Source organism: Bradyrhizobium jicamae (genome assembly GCF_018130695.1).
GTDB classification, from domain to species: Bacteria; Pseudomonadota; Alphaproteobacteria; order Rhizobiales; family Xanthobacteraceae; genus Bradyrhizobium; species Bradyrhizobium jicamae_B.
The window spans coordinates 42,739-59,759 of the sequence record NZ_JAFCJX010000043.1 but is presented as its reverse complement, the minus strand read 5'-3'; the positions used below and the strand labels follow the sequence as shown (position 1 = coordinate 59,759).

Below are 17,021 nucleotides of genomic sequence, written 5' to 3'. Positions count from 1 at the left end.
TTGATGGTGTTCTTCAGCTCGAGGATTTCGCCCTTCACGTCGACCGTGATCTTGCGCGACAGGTCGCCGCGCGCCACGGCGGTGGTCACCTCGGCGATGTTGCGGACCTGCGCCGTCAGATTGCCGGCCATCGAGTTCACGGAGTCGGTCAAGTCCTTCCAGGTGCCGGCGACGCCGGGCACGTTGGCCTGGCCGCCAAGCCGCCCTTCGGTACCGACCTCGCGCGCCACGCGCGTCACCTCGCCCGCGAAACGGTTGAGCTGGTCGACCATCGTGTTCAGCGTTTCCTTCAGCTGAAGGATTTCGCCGCGGACGTCGACCGTGATCTTGCGCGACAGGTCACCGCCGGCGATCGCGGTCGCGACCTCGGCGATGTTGCGGACCTGCGCGGTCAGATTGCCGGCCATCGAGTTCACAGAGTCCGTCAGGTCCTTCCAGGTGCCGGCGACGCCGGTGACCTGGGCCTGACCACCGAGCTTGCCCTCGGTGCCGACCTCGCGCGCCACGCGCGTCACTTCGCCCGCGAAGGCGTTGAGCTGGTCGACCATCGTGTTCAGCGTTTCCTTCAGCTGAAGGATTTCGCCCGACACGTTCACCGTGATCTTCTTCGACAGGTCGCCCTTGGCCACCGCGGTTGCGACTTCCGCGATGTTACGGACCTGGCCGGTCAGGTTGGAGGCCATCGAGTTGACGCTATCCGTCAAGTCCTTCCAGGTGCCGCCGACGCCGCGCACCACGGCCTGGCCGCCGAGCTTGCCTTCGGTGCCCACCTCGCGCGCCACGCGCGTCACCTCGCCGGCGAAGGCGTTGAGCTGGTCGACCATCGTGTTGATGGTGTCCTTCAGCTCCAGGATTTCGCCGCGCACGTCGACCGTGATCTTCTTCGAGAGATCGCCGCCCGCGACCGCCGTCGTCACCTCGGCGATGTTACGGACCTGCGCCGTCAGGTTCGACGCCATCGAGTTGACGCTCTCGGTCAAATCCTTCCACGTGCCGGCGACGCCGAGCACGTTGGCCTGGCCGCCGAGCCGTCCTTCGGTGCCGACCTCGCGCGCCACGCGCGTCACCTCGCCGGCGAAGGCGTTCAACTGGTCCACCATCGTATTGAGCGTTTCCTTCAACTGAAGGATTTCGCCGGACACGTTCACCGTGATCTTCTTCGACAAGTCGCCGCCCGCGATTGCGGTCGCGACGTCGGCAATGTTGCGAACCTGCGCGGTCAGGTTCGAGGCCATGAAGTTGACGTTGTCGGTGAGATCCTTCCAGGTGCCGGCGACACCGGGCACCTGGGCCTGGCCGCCGAGCTTGCCTTCGGTGCCGACCTCGCGCGCCACGCGCGTCACCTCACCCGCGAAGCCATTGAGCTGGTCCACCATCGTGTTGATGGTGTCCTTCAGCTCCAGGATCTCGCCGCGCACGTCGACCGTGATCTTGCGCGAGAGGTCGCCGCGCGCCACCGCCGTGGTCACGTTGGCGATGTTGCGGACCTGGGCCGTCAGGTTGCCGCACATCGCGTTCACGGAGTCGGTGAGGTCCTTCCAGGTGCCGGCGACGCCGGGCACGATGGCCTGGCCGCCCAGCTTGCCGTCGGTGCCGACCTCGCGCGCCACGCGCGTGACTTCGGAGGCGAAAGAGCGCAACTGATCGACCATCGTGTTGATGGCTTCCTTCAGCTGCAGGATCTCGCCGCGGACGTCGACCGTGATCTTCTTCGAGAGGTCGCCGTTGGCGACCGCGATCGTCACTTCGGCGATGTTGCGGACCTGGCCCGTCAAATTGTTGGCCATCGAGTTGACGCTCTCGGTCAGGTCCTTCCAGACGCCGGTCACCTCGGGCACCTGGGCCTGGCCGCCGAGCTTGCCCTCGGTGCCGACCTCGCGCGCCACGCGCGTCACTTCCGAGGTGAACACGGAGAGCTGCTTGATCATCGTGTTGACGATGTTCGCCGACTGCAGGAATTCGCCGCGCAGCGGCCGGCCCTCGACGTCGAGCTGGACGGTCTGCAGCAGGTCGCCCTGCGCCACCGCGGCGACCGCGCGGGTCACCTCGCGGGTCGGCCACAGCAAATCGTCGATCAGGGTGTTGATCGAGCTTTCCATGTCGGCCCAGGAGCCGCCGGACAAGCCGAAATTGACGCGCTGGCGGGTCTGTCCCTCGCGGCCGACGACCTGGCCGACGCGGGCCAGTTGCTGGGCCATCCGCTCATTGGCTGCCGCGATCTCGTTGAAGGCATCCGCGATCTTGCCCTCGATTCCCAGATAGTCGCCGCGCATCCGCACCGAGAAGTCGCCACCGCGCATGGCCTGCAGGGACTGCAGCAAATCCTGGGACGAATCCGCACTGCCATTGGGCGGTTTGGCGCGACGCGCATCTGTACGGGCACGAGGTGCGGAACCGAGATCGGTCATGAATTCCCCCTGCACGCCGGGCGCGAATCTCCAGGACTCGCTTGCACCAGCGAAACGATAAGAGTGGCTGCCCGTGATCTAATCAAGTGTGAAAGCGGACCTGCGAATCGCGACGAAAGGCCAACATTATTAATTGCGACAGGAACCAAAAGGTTCCACGGGGATGGAACTGGCAGGGTGGCCGGGTATAGGCTGCCTAAGAAATTGGCTTCGTATTGGAACAAACGCCAAGCCCGCGCGTTCCGGGCGTTGGCAGGATTCATGATGGCGAAGAAATCCAAGCAGCTCGAACGCGACGCTTTCGAAAGCGAGCACATTTTCCGCCTGCTGGTGAGCAACGTCACCGACTACGCGCTCTACATGCTGAAGCCGGATGGCATCGTCGCCAACTGGAATGCCGGCGGAGAGCGCATCAAGGGCTACGCGCCCGAGGAAATCATCGGCCAGAGCTTTTCGCGGTTCTACACCCCGGCCGACCAGGCCTCGGGCAAGCCGGCGCGCGCGCTCAAGATCGCCGAGGAGACCGGGCATTACGAGGAAGAAGGCTGGCGCGTGCGCAAGGACGGCTCGTTCTTCTGGGCCAGCGTGGTGATCGATCCGATCCGTGACGCCGACGGCGTGCTGGTCGGCTTTGCCAAGATCACCCGCGACATTTCCGAACGGCGCGAGGCGCAGCAGAAGCTGGAGCAGGTGCAGCGGCAGCTCGCGGAATCGCAGAAGATGGACGCGCTGGGCCAATTGACCGGCGGCGTCGCCCACGACTTCAACAACCTGCTGATGATCATCTCGGGCAACCTGCACAAGATCCGCCAGGAAGTGTCGAGCGAACGGGGCCTGCGCGCGCTCGGCGCGATCGAGACCGCCTCGCAACGCGCGGCGTCGCTGACCAGCCAGCTGCTGAGCTTCGCCCGCCGGCAAAGCGTCAATCCACAGGCCATCGACGTCGTCGCCCGCATCGGTGCGCTGCGTGAAGTCCTGACCAGCGCGCTGGGCAGCATGATCCGCCTGCACATCGATATCAGGCCCGGCACCTGGCCGATCCATGTCGACCCCGCAGAATTCGAGACGGCGCTGATCAATCTCGTGGTCAATGCGCGCGACGCCATGGCTGACGGCGGCACCCTCACCGTCTCGGCCCGCAACCAGGCCGCCAGCAACCAGGTCGTGATCAGCGTCGCCGACACCGGCGACGGCATCCCCGACGACGTGCTCAGCAAGGTCTTCGATCCCTTCTTCACCACCAAGCCCGTCGGCAAGGGGACCGGGCTCGGCCTGTCGCAGGTCCACGGCTTCGCACACCAGGCCGGCGGCAAGATCGAGATTGCGACCGAGCTTGGCCAGGGCACCACCGTCAGCATCCATCTGCCACGCGGCCGGAGCCGGGAACGGCAGGTTGGCGAGGGTGCAAGCGGGCTGGCGTGTGCGACCGTGCTGCTGGTGGAGGACAATCCCGCGGTGGCCGATGCCAGCACCGGCCTGCTCGAGCAGCTCGGCTATACCGTCCGCTGGGTGTCGAGTGCCGAAAGCGCGCTGCAGGCGATCGAGGCCAACGGCGTCGACGTGGTGTTCTCCGACATCATCATGCCCGGCAAGATGGATGGCCTGAAGCTGGCGCGCGCCATCCGGGAGAAGAACCCGGACCTGCCGATCCTGCTGACCACGGGCTACAGCGACAGCATGCGCGAGGTGCGGTCCGACTTTCCGGTGCTGCGCAAGCCCTACCAGCTTCACGACCTCAGCCGCGAGCTGTCAAAACTGACGGGACAGGATTAGCCTGCCCAAAATTAGCCTGCCCAAGCTAGTTCCGCACCGGCCAGCTCCGCCGCACCAGCTGCACGCGCTCGACGCGGCCGCATTGCTCGCAGCGATATTGGATGATGTCCTTGCCCTCGTCGCCCGGGGAGCAGGTTTCCAGCCGCATCGTCGTCAGGCAGTCGATGCAGGACATCAGCGTCAGCAGCGGGCTGCGGTCGTCATTCACCGAGGGCCGCGGCCGAGCGGTCCGGTCAGCAGTCACGTGCCTCGATCGGTGATGCATTTTCACCGCCAAAGAATACCCGACGTCTGCCAATTGTTCCCAACCGCCGCCTGAGACCTAGCGCCGCGACCGGTCGGGCCGTGACGGTTAGACCCGTGCGTCGACGGCGGCCGGCTTCCGCTTGAAGTTCAGCTTGAGCTTTTCGGCCGGGCGCCGCTCGGCGGTGCGGCTGAGCCGCTCCCGAACCGTCGGCAGTTGTTCCCCGCCGCCGGACGCCTTCCACTCCCGGATCAACTCGGTCAGCTGGCCACGCATCGCGAGCAGCCGAGTGGCCGTCTCGCTACAATCGAGGTCGCGCTTGATCTGATCGCTGATCGCCGCCTCGACAAGCGTCATCTCGGCGCGCAACGCACTGATTTTTCGTCTGATTTCATTAATTCTGTTGTCCATGGCTTGTTAGAACAAAAATAGAACATATTGTCAAGCCATCCAATCGGCTGATGAGGCAGACCATGAGCAATGCAGCGATCACTTTTGGCGGCGTAACCGACCGGGTCGGGGCGCAGATGACCCGCGCCCAGGCGCTCCGGCTGAGGAGCCTGGCCGAGGAGGCCTATCAGCCCAGGCAGTTCGCGAAGGGGCTGTCCTTCGAGGAGGCCCAGCGGCGGATCGAAGCGCTGAAGGCCGAGATCGCGCTTGCCGATTCCTTTTAGCCACGCCATCCCAAGGCTTGCGGCAAACAAGGCTTGCAGCGGGGCGGGGCTTTAACGCTTGATAGAGCCGACGCAGCTAACGCTGTCTGGATCGTTTCTCGTTGGATCGTTTCTCTCGGGGCTGGAGCTTGTCGTGCTGGAACTGGAAAAGCGTTCGCCGCTGGCGTTCGCGCTTGCGCTCAAGGATGGGCGCACGCTCGTGACGGTCGGCGACGCCGCGGACTTCCTGTCCAATCTGACCGAGGATCAGCGCGAGAGTGCGCATTGGAAGACCGCGATCCTGATGTTCAACAACGCGATGAAGTCAGCGCGTTACCTCACGACCGCCACCGTGAATCTACGGTCCGCCCTGCTCTATGATCGCCTGCTCGCGCAAGACTGAGGACCGGGCGGCCCGCTTCTTTTTCAGAACAAGTCGGTCTTCAAAGCAATTTGGCGCGCACGAACAGCGTGCGCAGCGCGTTGGTTGCCTGCACCGTCAGCATCGCGTTGTCGGCCGCCTTCTCCAGCGCACGGACGGCATCGTCATGCAGCGAGCGGAATTCCATCCATTCGACGGCGTTGATGTTGGTGATGAAGCGATAGGCCTGCCCCACGGTCGCAAGCGTCACCGTTTCGCCGTTGAGCCTCAACTTGAACGTCGCCTTCAACGGCGTGTCGGAACTGGATACGTCACCCATGGCGCGGTTGTGCGCCGCGCCGGGTTAAAGTCAATCTAATTTCTTTGCACCCGCTGCTGGCCGTTGCCCCCGATGCGTCAGATGTCTGTTAGCGTTTTGACGGGGGGTGATTCGTGACTGACCTTGCCGAGAAAACCTATCTGGATGCGCTCAATCCCGAGCAGCGGCGCGCCGTGGAGCATGGCGTCGGCGCAGACGGAACCATCGGCAGCCCGCTGCTCGTGATCGCGGGCGCGGGCTCCGGCAAGACCAACACGCTGGCGCATCGCGTCGCCCATCTGATCGTCGCCGGCGCCGATCCGCGCCGCATCCTGCTGATGACGTTTTCGCGCCGCGCCGCCGCCGAGATGGCCGGGCGCGTCGAGCGTATCGCGCGGCGGGTAATGGGCGACAAGGCCTCCGTCATGACGGACGCGCTGAGCTGGGCCGGCACCTTCCATGGCATCGGCGCGCGGCTCTTACGCGAATATGCCGAACGCATCGGGCTCGAGCCGGCGTTCACAATCCATGATCGCGAGGACTCCGCCGACCTGATGAACCTGGTCCGCCATGATCTCGGCCTGTCCAGGACCGAGAGCCGGTTTCCCACCAAGGGCACCTGCCTTGCGATCTACTCCCGCTGCGTCAACGCGGAGACGGCGATCGACGCCGTGCTCGGCCAATCCTTTCCATGGTGTGCCGGCTGGGCCGCCGAGCTGAAGCAGCTGTTCGCCGCCTATGTCGAGGCCAAGCAGAAGCAGAACGTGCTCGATTACGACGACCTGCTGTTGTACTGGGCGCAGATGATGACGGATGCCGGCCTCGCCGAAGAGATCGGCGGCCGCTTCGACCATGTCATGGTCGACGAATATCAGGACACCAACCGCCTGCAATCATCGGTGCTGCTGGCGCTGAAGCCGGACGGACGCGGTCTCACCGTGGTCGGCGACGACGCGCAGTCGATCTACTCGTTCCGCGCCGCGACGGTGCGCAACATCCTCGATTTCCCCGACCACTTCACACCGCAGGCGGAGATCGTCACGCTCGACCGCAACTACCGCTCAACACAGCCGATCCTGTCCGCCGCCAACGGCGTGATCTCGCTCGCCAAGGAGCGCTTCACCAAGAACCTCTGGACCGAACGGGCCTCCGAGCGCAGGCCGCAGCTCGTCGTGATCAATGACGAGGCCGACCAGGCCCGCTACATCGTCGAGCAGGTGCTGGCCAACCGCGAGGAAGGCACACTGCTGAAGCATCAGGCGGTGCTGTTCCGGACCTCCTCGCATAGCGGTCCGCTCGAGGTCGAGCTGACCCGCCGCAACATTCCCTTCGTGAAGTTCGGCGGCCTGAAATTTCTCGATGCCGCCCATGTCAAGGACATGCTGGCGCTGCTGCGCCTTGTCGAGAACCCGCGCGACCGCGTCGCCGGCTTCCGCATCCTGCATTTGTTGCCGGGCGTTGGCCCCGCCTCCGCGCAGCGCGTGCTCGACCAGATGGCCGAGGCCGCCGATCCGATCGCGGCCCTCGCGCGCCTGCCCTCGCCGCCGCGCGCCGGCACCGACTGGCGGTCGTTCGTCGAAGCGGTCGAAAACCTGCGCTACTCGGAATGGCCGGTCGACATCGAACGCGCCAGGCTCTGGTACGAGCCGCATCTCGACCGCATCCACGAGGACAGCGAGGTCCGCCGCGCGGATTTGGTCCAGCTCGAGCAGATCGCCGGCAGCTATCCCTCGCGCGAGCGCTTCCTGACCGAGCTCACGCTCGACCCGCCCGATGCCACCAGCGACCAGGCCGGCGTGCCGCTGCTCGACGAGGACTATCTGATCCTGTCGACGATCCATTCCGCCAAGGGCCAGGAATGGAAATCGGTCTATGTGCTCAACGTGGTCGATGGCTGCATGCCGTCCGATCTCGGCGCCGGCACCTCGGCCGAGCTCGAGGAGGAACGCCGCCTGCTCTATGTCGCCATGACCCGCGCCAAGGACGATCTGCACCTGATGGTGCCGCAACGCTTCTTCGTGCACGGCCAGGCTGCCAGAGGCGACCGCCACATGTACGCGTCGCGCACACGCTTCATCCCGGAACGGCTGCTGCCGGCCTTCGAGCGGACCAGCTGGCCCCGCGCCGCCCCCGCCCAGCCGAAAGCCGCCAGCCAGGGTCCCACCATCGACATCCGCGCCAGGATGCGCGGCATGTGGCGCTAGCTGGAAGCTAAAATTATTTTCAGAGCACTGGGAACGATTTCCTGCGCCGGCACGTTGGGTGCCTGTTGAAATCGGCATACGACCATCCCGGACGGCTCCGACGCTTTGCAAAAGGCGTTGGAGCCGTCCTTCCTTGTTTCCGTCAGGCCGGAAACAGCCGCACTGGCTGATCGAACCCCTTCAGCGCGTAGTCGGCCCCATCTCCCGTCACGACGTCTCCGGTGCGATCGCGCACGGCCGACGTGACCAGGATCTCGCCCGATTTCGCAGCCGCCTGCACCCGCGCAGCCCGGTTGACCACGGTGCCAACAGCCGTCAGGTCACGATGGGCCTTGCCGAACTCGCCGAAATTGGTGTCACCACTGTCAATCCCGATGCCGATCCCGAGCTCGATGTCGCCGACGGTCCGCACCAGTTCCTCGCGCCGCCTGGCAAAGTTTTGCTGGATCTGCCGCGCCGCCAGCAGCGCCTGCATCGCGTGATCCTGCTGCTTGACCGGGAAGTTGAAGATCGCGAGCACGGCGTCGCCGATGGTTTTGTTAAGGATGCCGTCAAAGTGCCAGATCGCCATGGCGCAGTCGTCATAGAAGGCGTCGAGCAGCGACGTCAGCCCGGCCTGCGGAAGGCTCTGGGTCAGCACGGTGTAGCCGCGCAGATCGGCGAACATGATGGTGGCGTCGATCGTTACCGCGCGCGCCTTCATGACGCGCGAGAACGCCATCTCGCAGATCGTGCACATGTTGGGATTCATGCGGCTCGGCTTGATCCCGAAGATGCGGAACGGTGCCGACAGCGGCCCACGCAGCGGGATCGGCACGTGCAAATTTTGCCAGCAGCCAAGACAGATCGTGGCAGGTTCGGGCGTCATCGGCGCTCCGCATCCAGTCGGCAACGAGACCGGAACCGAGCTTAGCAGGCCAGCCGCCCGAGCGGCAGGCCTTTATCGCGATGCCGCCGGCGTCACTTTGGCGGAACAAACATCACGCCGATCCGGGTCTTCTTGGTCCAGATCACCCGGCAATGATGCACGTCGCTGGCGTCCTTCGCCATCACCAGGCGGAAGCAGGCCGGGACAAAGGCCGGGTTATCGACGTCGATCGCCGCGCCTTCCTGCGAGATATTCGCGACCACACAATGCATCACCGAGCCGCCCGACGAAATATAGGCCGGCTCGCTGATCTCGGTTCGCGGATACCTGCGCTTTTCGTCCATTCGTTCCGGCCCGGATACTGTGGCTGCAGGCTTGGCGCGGGCCGCGACGCAAGTCAACGGTGGCAAGGCGGGCCCGGTGTTTTTCGCAACGCAGCAGTAACGACACGCGCATCATGTCAGCGCACAATTAGAATGACGTGACGGTGCCGGACCGCAATTACCGGGATCAGCGCGCTCGCAATGGCACGGTGACAGCCACACCCCTCCCCGCGATATTCGATCACTGATTTGCCCGACGGCGCAAGCCGGCACGGGCAAAATATTCCTCTTTACACGAACTTCGGAATATGCTAAAGTTACGTCCATCCCGCCCGGCATGAGGGGCGCTTCGCGGTCGTCGCGAACGTGGGTTGGGATGCGGTGGACGCCAAGGTGCACGAGACGAACGCACCAAGGCGTACGGTGAAGTCGTGTGGGCCTGCCGCCCCGATGCTGGTGGTAAGCAAGCGAACAGGCTAACGCCTGTCGCTGGCGATGGTGACACAAATGCAGAGTCTCACCAGGGCGAGCACGTATAAGCCGTAAAGCCATCGCGCAGGGGAAGTCGGGCTGTCTCGGCTGCACCTGTATGCTCGTGTGCGCAACTTCTACTCCATTGCGCACGAGACCTCGGGTGCAAGTGAGCGCCCGGCTTTCCCTGCGCCCTCAGCTAACGGAGAGGGCGAAACGAGATGTAAAGCTCGGGCAAATCATGTCGCGAGAATGCAGACACTTATCCCAGTGTCATCGCCCGCCTTGTGCGCACTTGCGCACTGGAGCGGGCGACCCAGTACGCCGCGGCCCATCGGCTCAATCGCTGGCGTCTCTGGAATACTGGATCACCCGCATACGCGGGTGATGACACCGGTATGAGGTCGCGAGAACGAGAATGCATGTCCGGAATTTGCGGTCCGGTCCGGCGCGTTCGATTCAACCCGCCCTTTCGCAGCGCGATTTGTGCGGAGCAGTAAACCCATGCGTATCAGCTCAACGCAGACGAGCCCCGCGTCCACTCCGGGTTGTCGTACCGCGCAGCCGCGAGATAGCTTCCCTCGCATCGGCGATGCGCTGGCGCGACGCTCGCTTGGAAACAACAAAGAACAGGCGCCATGGGGAGACGCCATGTTCGAGATCCTCGATCGCCGGACGAATCTGACCGGCAACCAGATCAAGATCCTCACGGCCGCCATCATCGGCGACGCGCTCGAATTCTTCGATTATTTCCTGATTGGTTTCGTCCTTGCCTTCCTGATCGGACCCTGGAAGCTCACCTTCGGGCAGTCGGCGACGGTGCTGATGAGTTCCGGCATCGGCGCCATCATCGGTGCCTATCTCTGGGGCTGGCTCGCCGACCGCATCGGCCGCCGTCCCGTTTTCATCGGCACCGTGCTGAACTTCTCGATCGCGACCGGCCTGCTCTATTTCACGCCCGACAATGGCTGGGTTTATCTCGCGATCCTGCGCTTCTTCGTCGGCACCGGCGTCGGCGGGCTCTATTGCGTGGACCTGCCGCTGGTGCAGGAGTTCATGCCCTCGCACAAACGCGGCTGGGTCGGCGGGCTCGTCACCTGCGTGATCCCGCTCGGCGTCGGCCTCGGCGCCGTGCTCGGCGCGGTCATGGGCACCGACCAGTGGCGCCTGCTGTTTGCGATCGGCGTGCTGCCGTCGCTGCTGGTGCTGTTGGTCCGCCTCTGGGTTCCCGAGAGTCCGCGCTGGCTGTGCCGCCAGGGCCGCTATGACGAAGCACGGAAGTCGCTGGCCTGGGCGCTGCAGATGAAACCCGCGGAGCTGCCGCTGCCGTCGGCGGCCGACGCCGGCCCCGTCGTCACCACGAACTTCCTCGACCTGTTCAAATACCCGCGCAGCCTGATCGTGTCCTGGCTCGGCAATGCCGGCGCGCAGACTGGCGTCTACGGCGTGACGCTCTGGGCGCCATCGCTGTTTGTGCTGCTCCTGAAGGTGACGCCGCAGCAAGCCGCCAAGATGATGATCCTGCTCAGCGTCTCCGGCTTCCTTGGCCGCATCTCGTTCTCGTACTTCTCGGAGCTCTTGGGGCGGCGCACCGCCGGCGGCCTGCTCGGTTTCGGCGCCGGCGCGCTCGTGATCATCGCCGGCTACCAATACGATGCGACGCTGTTCGGCTATTCGGCGTTCTGGCTGATCCTCGCCGCGGCGTTCTTCTTCGCCGATGGCGGTTTTGCCATCGTCGGTCCCTATGCCGCGGAAGTCTGGCCGTCGCATCTGCGCACGACAGGCATGGGCTCGGCCTATGGCTTCGGCGGCATCGGCAAGATCATCGGCCCGGTCGGGCTCGCGCTGATCATCGGCTCCAACAACTATCTCAAGCCCGACGTGCCGCTGCCCCAGATCCCGATCGCCTTCGTCTATCTCGGTTGCTGGTTCCTGATGGCGGGCTGCGTCTACTACTTCCTCGGCATCGAGACCCGGGGCAAGTCGATCGAGCAGATCGACAAGGAGTTGATGGCCTCGTCCGACGTCGCAAGCTCCGCGACCGTGCGGCAGGCCTGAACCTAACTCACGATGTGAAGGAGAACGGCAATGCCCTTGGGCGGACTACAGCATTTCACCATCGAGCCGCAGAATCTCGAAAGGACGAAGGAGTTCTACTGCGACGTGCTTGGGCTGGAGAACGGCGACCGGCCGCCGCTCGATTTCCCCGGCTACTGGCTCTATTCGGGCGGACAGGCCACCGTGCACCTGATGGGCACGCGCAAGCCGCGCGAGGGCATCGTGGTGCGCGGCACCGAAAAGAGATACGAGGACACCGGCCGGCTCGACCACATCGCGTTTGCCGCAACCGATGTCGAAGGCGTGCGCAAGCGCCTCAAGGCCAGGAACGTTCAATTTCGCGAACAGATTGTTCCGCGTACCGGCGACACCCAGATCTTTCTCTACGATCCCGATGGTGTCGGCGTGGAGTTGAACTTCCCGAAAACCTGAGCGCGAAGATTCTCGCGCTTGCATGTGTCCGGCCGGCATCACTGCCGGCCGAAATTATTCTGCGCCGGCGGCTTCCGCAGAAATCCGCGGGACGGCCATCACTCGGGCGTGAATCGGTTCTGTTTTGGTCAACATTGGATGACGATCTGCTCGGGCCGCGCCGCTGCGGCAGGATAGCCGGGTGCCGTGCCTTTAAACCTACCCCAGGGCCTGGTGGCCCGGCTATTCGTCCCCACCCTGAAGCGCATCAGCGCTTCAGGCTTTTGTCGTTGCTGCGCGTGATCTCCGCGCAAGCGCCTCGTGTTTGGCCGCGCGTCTCAATCGAGCCCGCGCTCGTGGCTGAGACGCACCATCTCCGTGATGAAGATCTGCTTCTGCTTGTCGTCGAGGCTCCCGAACAGCGGCTCGGCGGCATCCGCAACACCGCGCTGGTCGACCGCGCGGTCATTGAGGAATTGCGCCTCGTTGCGCATCTGCTCGATGATGTCGTCGGGCGGATCGCGCTGCGCACGGGCGATGCGCAGATTGAGCCGATCGGCGCCGTTGTGGCCGAGATAGTGCATCGCGCTGTTGAACCCGGCCCAGTGCTTCTCCTGCTCGGGCGTCAGGTTCAGCTCCTTCTTGATCCGCTCGATATTCGCGTCGCTGTTGGCGACCATCTGCTCGGCGGTGAGTTGCGGCGCACCATTCTGGGTCAGGACCGAAGGCTGCTGCTTGCCGCCCTTGGCGGCATCCTTGCCGGCCTTTGCCGTCTTGGTGGCCTTGGTGCCCTGCTTGTCGCCAGACTTGTCACCGGCCGCGGCGGGCTGCTGCTGTTGCGCCGGCGCGTTCTTGGCGGCGTTGTTATTGTTGTTGCCCGTGTTGCCGGTCAGCACGCCGGTGACCCCCGTCACCGCGCCGACCACGCCGCCGATGGCGCCGCCGAGCACGCCGCCGACCGGTCCGGCGGCCTTGTTGCCCTCGCGGGCGCCCTTCTCGACTCCCTGCACGATCTGGGCATCAACGCGCGGCGCATTGCTGAGCGCGATGGCGACCACCCCAAGCGCGACGCACAGCTTCCACCGTGCACGCAGTTTCGCTACCGGGCTGGGCATCATCGGGGTCTCCATGATTGACGTGAGGTCTCTGGCGAGTGTCTCAGGCAGGATTATCCATGTGGCGGAACGCCCCGCCTGCGAATCCGGATTTTACCGTTTTAGTTCCGGGCAAGTCTATTGGCTGCGCAGGGCATGAAGATGACGGTGGATCGCAGGCTGCCGCCGCTGGGAACCTGCGGCTCAACCGCGCACACTGCGTGCAAAAACGATTTGCATTGACGCCTGCGTGCGCCGCAACAATCAAGCTGGTAGCGCTGCCAAATGCCAACGATTGCGACGCGAGCGCGGCAGACTGCCTCCGATTTGCACACAACGTTAGTTCTATGCGCGACCGCATCTGATTTCTCGACAGACGCAAGCAATTCTGTTCTGATCGGCGATAACGAAATCTCATAGCGTCCGCCTCACTTCGGCGAGCAAAACAAAAAAAGAGATTTCCAAAAAGTCTTTGTCCGTCGGCTCACCAGGGAGGGAACGCCATGTCACGGAAGAAGCTTTCACGTCGCCAATTCGTCACTGCGACAGCGCTGTCATCGGCAGCGTTGATTACTGCGCCCTACGTTCGTGGCGCCTACGCTGCGGGAAAGCTGTCGATGGGCTTCTGGGACCACTGGGTCCCCAATGCCAACAACGCCTCGACCCAGCTCGTCAATGAGTGGGCCGCCAAGGAAAAGGTCGAGGTCCAGATCGACTACATCACGAGCCAGGGCAACAAGAACCTGCTCACGATCGCCGCCGAAGCCCAGGCGAAATCCGGCCACGACATCTTCTCAATGCCCACCTGGTGGTGCCACGCCAATTCCGAGCAGATGGAGTCGGTCAACGACATCATGGGACCGATCATCGCCGAGAATGGCGAGGTCAACGGCACCGTGAAGTATCTCGGCATGGCCGACGGCAAGTGGATGGGCGTGCCCGCCTGCGTCGGCAGCCAGATCAAGGGCCCCTGCACCCGCATCGACCTGATGAAGAAGCATGCCGGCATCGACGTGCAGGAAATGTATCCCGCGGGCTCTCAGCCGAAGGCCGACAACTGGACGCTCGATACCTTCCTGAAAGCCGCCGAAGCCTGCCACAAGGGCGGCGTGCCGTTCGGCATCGGGCTCGGTGAAACCACTGACAGTGTCGACACTTGCGGCGCGATCTTCCAGTCGTTCGGTGCCTCGCTGGTCGACGCCAAGGGCAACCTCACGGTCAAGACCGACGCGGTGCGCCAGGCGCTCGACTATTACAAGAAGCTGATCAGCTTCCTGCCGCCCGACGTCGCGGCCTGGGACGACGCCTCCAACAACAAATGGCTGGTCGCCGGCAAGGGCGCGATGATCATGAACCCGCCGAGCGCATGGGCGGTGGCCAAGCGCGACGCTCCGCAGGTTGCCGAGCAGTGCTGGACGCACGGCTTCCCGGCCGGTCCGAAGGGACGCTTTGCGCCGTTCCTGCCGTACTTCTGGAGCATCTGGAGCTTCTCCAAGAACAAGGAAGCGGCGAAGAGCCTGCTGGTCCATCTGTCGAAGCCGGCCTCGATCGAGAAGATGGTGGTCGCGAGCGGCGGCTACGACCTGCCGGCGTTCGAGAAGCTCACCACGCTGAAGGTCTGGCAGGAAGAAGGCCCGCCGAAGGGCACGCTGTATCACTATCCGAATCCGTACAATCACCAGACCCTGTCGATCGCGACCTCGCCCGCTCCGCCAAAGGTGGCGCAGCAGATCTACGCTCAGGCGACCCTGACCAAGATGTGTCTGCGCTATCACCAGGGCGAGGCGATGGAGAAGACGCTGGCCTGGGCCGAAGGCGAGTGCGAAGGCTTCATGCGGACCTGAGCCGCCTCGCGCATGCGCCGTGTCGCCGGCTTGATCGCCGGCCTCACGGCGCATCCGCCTCTCACACCTGCTGGGAAACCGGCCGAGGCCGGTTTCATCGCGAACCATCCAGGGAAGATCCACCATGGCCGACGTCGTAGTTCAGCAAGGCACCGTCGCCCGCACAGCAACCCGCAGACGTTCCGGCCTGCAGAAGGCGCTGAAGCGAAAATCGACCGCCGCCTTCCTGATGACGCTGCCGCTGATCCTCTTGATCGCCTGTCTCGTGCTCTACCCCGCCCTCTATTCCGTGCATCTGGCCACATTGAACAAGTCGATGGCGCGGTTCGTCGGCTTCGGCAATTTCGAGTTCCTGTTCAAGCGCGACACATTCTGGCTGGTGGTCAGGCAGTCCTGCATCTTCGCGATCTCGGCTGTGATCTTGAAAGCGCTGATCGGCTTCATCGTCGCGCATTTCGTCCACAACGTGCCCGCCAACAAGCAGCGCAAATGGCGCGGCATGCTGCTGGTGCCCTGGGTGATCCCGCCGGCCATGAGCACGCTAGCCTGGCTGTGGCTGTTCGACCCCTCCTACAGCGCCTTCAACTACACGCTGTCGTTCTTCGGCATCGGCCCGATCCCGTGGACGGGCGATGCGATGTGGGCGCGCTTCTCGGTGATCCTGGTCAACGTCTGGTACGGCGCGCCGTTCTTCATGATCATGTATCTGGCGGCGCTGAAATCGGTGCCCGAGCAGCTCTATGAGGCGGCCGCGATCGACGGCGCCAATTGGTGGCAGCGGATCTGGTACGTCACCCTGCCGATGATGCGCAACATCATCGCGATCACCACGCTGTTCTCGCTGATCGTGACGTTTGCCAATTTCGACATCGTGCGCATCCTCACCGCCGGCGGTCCGCTCGATCACACCCACATCTTCGCCACCTGGGCGTTCCGCGTCGGCATCGAGGGCAGCGACATCCCGCTCGGCGCCAGCGTGTCGCTGTTCATGGTGCCAATCCTTGCGGTCGCGGCGGTCTTCATCCTGCGCGACGTCAACAAGCGGGGGAATGAAGCCTGATGAGCACGGTCACCATCGACAAAGCCGGACCGACCCGCAAGGTCAAGTATGGCAGCATGAGCCGCGACCGCGCCTGGGCGCTGCGCTGGTCGTATTTCTTCCTGACGTTGTTTGCGATCTTCTCGCTGGTGCCGCCGATCTACATGCTGATCACCTCGCTGAAGAGCAGCGCGGAGATCTCGGCGGCGACCAATCCCTGGTGGGTGTTCCATCCGACGCTCAGCAATTACATCGAGCTTTTGACGTCGAACCAGTTCCTGCGCTTCTTCTGGAATTCGGCCTGGGTCTCGATCATCGTGGTGACCATCACCATGCTGATCAGCGTGCCGGCGGCGTTTGCGCTGTCGCGGATGAAGTTCTGGGGCTCTGCCACGCTGGCGACCGGCGTGTTTCTGACTTACCTCGTTCCGGATAGCCTGCTGTTCATTCCGCTGTTCAAGATGTTCGCAGTGATCGGCGACTGGACCGGAATTCAGCTGATCAACAAGTGGTACGTCCTGCTGTTCATCTATCCGACACTGACGGTGCCGTTCTGCACCTGGATCATGATCGGCTATTTCGCATCGATCCCGAAGGAGCTGGATGAAGCCGCGATCATCGACGGCGCGTCCTGGTTCCAGACGCTGACCCGGATCTTCATTCCGGTTGCCCTCCCCGGCCTGATCGCGGCGACGATCTTCGCCTTCACGGTCTCCTGGGCGCAATACCTCTATCCCCTCGTGTTCACCACCTCGACTGACCAGCTGGTGCTGCCTGTCGGCATCATCACGACGCTGATCAAGGGCGACGTGTTCAACTGGGGACAGATCATGACCGGCGCCCTGCTCGGCGCGGCGCCGCCGCTGATCATCTACGCCTTCCTGATGGACTACTACATTGCCGGCCTGACCGCCGGTGCGACCAAGGGTTGAACTGAGGGGATACGAATTC

16 protein-coding genes are annotated in these 17,021 nt (G+C 63.9%); 9 read left to right on the top strand and 7 right to left on the bottom strand.

Annotated features, from left to right (window positions below):
• On the bottom strand, nucleotides 1-2,408 hold a 2,408-nt coding region (locus JQ604_RS38435; RefSeq protein WP_212365953.1), incomplete at its 3' end, for a HAMP domain-containing protein.
• A 264-nt stretch (nucleotides 2,409-2,672) separates the two neighbouring features.
• Between JQ604_RS38435 and JQ604_RS38430 the strand changes: the two genes are divergently transcribed.
• Nucleotides 2,673-4,181 (top strand): PAS domain-containing sensor histidine kinase, encoded by a 1,509-nt coding sequence (locus JQ604_RS38430; protein WP_212365952.1) that lies wholly within the window; start codon nucleotides 2,673-2,675, stop codon nucleotides 4,179-4,181.
• Between the two features lie 25 nt (nucleotides 4,182-4,206).
• Here JQ604_RS38430 and JQ604_RS38425 read toward each other — a convergent pair whose 3' ends face one another.
• Both JQ604_RS38425 and JQ604_RS38420 read right to left on the bottom strand, forming a co-directional pair.
• Nucleotides 4,207-4,425: a hypothetical protein gene (locus JQ604_RS38425; RefSeq protein ID WP_212365951.1), complete on the bottom strand. Its 219-nt coding sequence runs from the start codon at nucleotides 4,423-4,425 to the stop codon at nucleotides 4,207-4,209.
• Nucleotides 4,426-4,533: 108 nt separating this feature from the next.
• Nucleotides 4,534-4,794, bottom strand: coding sequence for a hypothetical protein (locus tag JQ604_RS38420; protein WP_212365950.1), 261 nt, complete (start codon nucleotides 4,792-4,794; stop codon nucleotides 4,534-4,536).
• Between the two features lie 104 nt (nucleotides 4,795-4,898).
• Here JQ604_RS38420 and JQ604_RS38415 point away from each other — a divergent pair, with 104 nt between their 5' ends.
• Both JQ604_RS38415 and JQ604_RS38410 read left to right on the top strand, forming a co-directional pair.
• Nucleotides 4,899-5,099 carry a DUF3072 domain-containing protein gene (locus JQ604_RS38415; RefSeq protein ID WP_249159277.1) on the top strand — a complete coding sequence of 67 codons (201 nt, stop codon included), beginning with the start codon at nucleotides 4,899-4,901 and terminating at the stop codon, nucleotides 5,097-5,099.
• 133 nt (nucleotides 5,100-5,232) lie between these two features.
• Complete coding sequence (locus JQ604_RS38410; RefSeq protein WP_212365949.1) at nucleotides 5,233-5,481, top strand: hypothetical protein; 249 nt, start codon at nucleotides 5,233-5,235, stop codon at nucleotides 5,479-5,481.
• Between the two features lie 40 nt (nucleotides 5,482-5,521).
• Here the strand turns inward: JQ604_RS38410 and JQ604_RS38405 are convergent, their stop codons facing one another.
• Nucleotides 5,522-5,779: a hypothetical protein gene (locus tag JQ604_RS38405; RefSeq protein ID WP_212365948.1), complete on the bottom strand. Its 258-nt coding sequence runs from the start codon at nucleotides 5,777-5,779 to the stop codon at nucleotides 5,522-5,524.
• 113 nt (nucleotides 5,780-5,892) lie between these two features.
• On the opposite strand from JQ604_RS38405, the gene JQ604_RS38400 reads away from it, so the two are divergent.
• Nucleotides 5,893-7,962 carry an ATP-dependent helicase gene (locus JQ604_RS38400; protein ID WP_212365947.1) on the top strand — a complete coding sequence of 690 codons (2,070 nt, stop codon included), beginning with the start codon at nucleotides 5,893-5,895 and terminating at the stop codon, nucleotides 7,960-7,962.
• 142 nt (nucleotides 7,963-8,104) lie between these two features.
• Here the strand turns inward: JQ604_RS38400 and JQ604_RS38395 are convergent, their stop codons facing one another.
• Nucleotides 8,105-8,830, bottom strand: a complete 726-nt coding sequence (locus JQ604_RS38395; protein ID WP_212365946.1) for an adenylate/guanylate cyclase domain-containing protein — start codon at nucleotides 8,828-8,830, stop codon at nucleotides 8,105-8,107.
• Between the two features lie 92 nt (nucleotides 8,831-8,922).
• A complete protein-coding gene (locus JQ604_RS38390) occupies nucleotides 8,923-9,174 on the bottom strand; it encodes a PilZ domain-containing protein (RefSeq protein WP_212365945.1) in 252 nt (83 codons plus the stop codon).
• Nucleotides 9,175-10,275: 1,101 nt separating this feature from the next.
• On the opposite strand from JQ604_RS38390, the gene JQ604_RS38385 reads away from it, so the two are divergent.
• A complete protein-coding gene (locus tag JQ604_RS38385; RefSeq protein ID WP_212365944.1) occupies nucleotides 10,276-11,682 on the top strand; it encodes an MFS transporter in 1,407 nt (468 codons plus the stop codon).
• Nucleotides 11,683-11,712: 30 nt separating this feature from the next.
• A complete protein-coding gene (locus JQ604_RS38380) occupies nucleotides 11,713-12,114 on the top strand; it encodes a VOC family protein (RefSeq protein ID WP_212365943.1) in 402 nt (133 codons plus the stop codon).
• Between the two features lie 317 nt (nucleotides 12,115-12,431).
• On the opposite strand, the gene JQ604_RS38375 is transcribed toward JQ604_RS38380, so the two are convergent.
• The gene (locus JQ604_RS38375) at nucleotides 12,432-13,208 is read right to left on the bottom strand and encodes a Spy/CpxP family protein refolding chaperone (RefSeq protein ID WP_433996330.1); all 777 of its coding nucleotides are present in this window, start codon (nucleotides 13,206-13,208) and stop codon (nucleotides 12,432-12,434) included.
• A 482-nt stretch (nucleotides 13,209-13,690) separates the two neighbouring features.
• Between JQ604_RS38375 and JQ604_RS38370 the strand changes: the two genes are divergently transcribed.
• From JQ604_RS38370 to JQ604_RS38360, 3 genes are all read left to right on the top strand, one after another.
• Nucleotides 13,691-15,031 carry an ABC transporter substrate-binding protein gene (locus JQ604_RS38370; protein WP_212365941.1) on the top strand — a complete coding sequence of 447 codons (1,341 nt, stop codon included), beginning with the start codon at nucleotides 13,691-13,693 and terminating at the stop codon, nucleotides 15,029-15,031.
• 124 nt (nucleotides 15,032-15,155) lie between these two features.
• Nucleotides 15,156-16,091: a carbohydrate ABC transporter permease gene (locus JQ604_RS38365; RefSeq protein WP_212365940.1), complete on the top strand. Its 936-nt coding sequence runs from the start codon at nucleotides 15,156-15,158 to the stop codon at nucleotides 16,089-16,091.
• On the top strand, nucleotides 16,091-17,002 hold the full coding sequence (locus JQ604_RS38360; RefSeq protein ID WP_212365939.1) for a carbohydrate ABC transporter permease: 912 nt from the start codon (nucleotides 16,091-16,093) through the stop codon (nucleotides 17,000-17,002). Before JQ604_RS38365 ends, JQ604_RS38360 begins: the two co-directional genes overlap by 1 nt.
• The last annotated feature ends 19 nt before the right edge of the window (nucleotides 17,003-17,021 follow it).

Excerpts from the sequence above, each read along its gene's own strand:
- JQ604_RS38430 (WP_212365952.1), top strand. The coding sequence starts at position 2,673 with ATGGCGAAGAAATCCAAGCAGCTCGAACGCGACGCTTTCGAAAGCGAG.
- JQ604_RS38415 (WP_249159277.1), top strand. The coding sequence starts at position 4,899 with ATGAGCAATGCAGCGATCACTTTTGGCGGCGTAACCGACCGGGTCGGG.
- JQ604_RS38405 (WP_212365948.1), bottom strand. The coding sequence starts at position 5,779 with ATGGGTGACGTATCCAGTTCCGACACGCCGTTGAAGGCGACGTTCAAG.
- JQ604_RS38395 (WP_212365946.1), bottom strand. The coding sequence starts at position 8,830 with ATGACGCCCGAACCTGCCACGATCTGTCTTGGCTGCTGGCAAAATTTG.
- JQ604_RS38390 (WP_212365945.1), bottom strand. The coding sequence starts at position 9,174 with ATGGACGAAAAGCGCAGGTATCCGCGAACCGAGATCAGCGAGCCGGCC.
- JQ604_RS38385 (WP_212365944.1), top strand. The coding sequence starts at position 10,276 with ATGTTCGAGATCCTCGATCGCCGGACGAATCTGACCGGCAACCAGATC.
- JQ604_RS38380 (WP_212365943.1), top strand. The coding sequence starts at position 11,713 with ATGCCCTTGGGCGGACTACAGCATTTCACCATCGAGCCGCAGAATCTC.
- JQ604_RS38375 (WP_433996330.1), bottom strand. The coding sequence starts at position 13,208 with ATGCCCAGCCCGGTAGCGAAACTGCGTGCACGGTGGAAGCTGTGCGTC.
- JQ604_RS38370 (WP_212365941.1), top strand. The coding sequence starts at position 13,691 with ATGTCACGGAAGAAGCTTTCACGTCGCCAATTCGTCACTGCGACAGCG.
- JQ604_RS38365 (WP_212365940.1), top strand. The coding sequence starts at position 15,156 with ATGGCCGACGTCGTAGTTCAGCAAGGCACCGTCGCCCGCACAGCAACC.
- JQ604_RS38360 (WP_212365939.1), top strand. The coding sequence starts at position 16,091 with ATGAGCACGGTCACCATCGACAAAGCCGGACCGACCCGCAAGGTCAAG.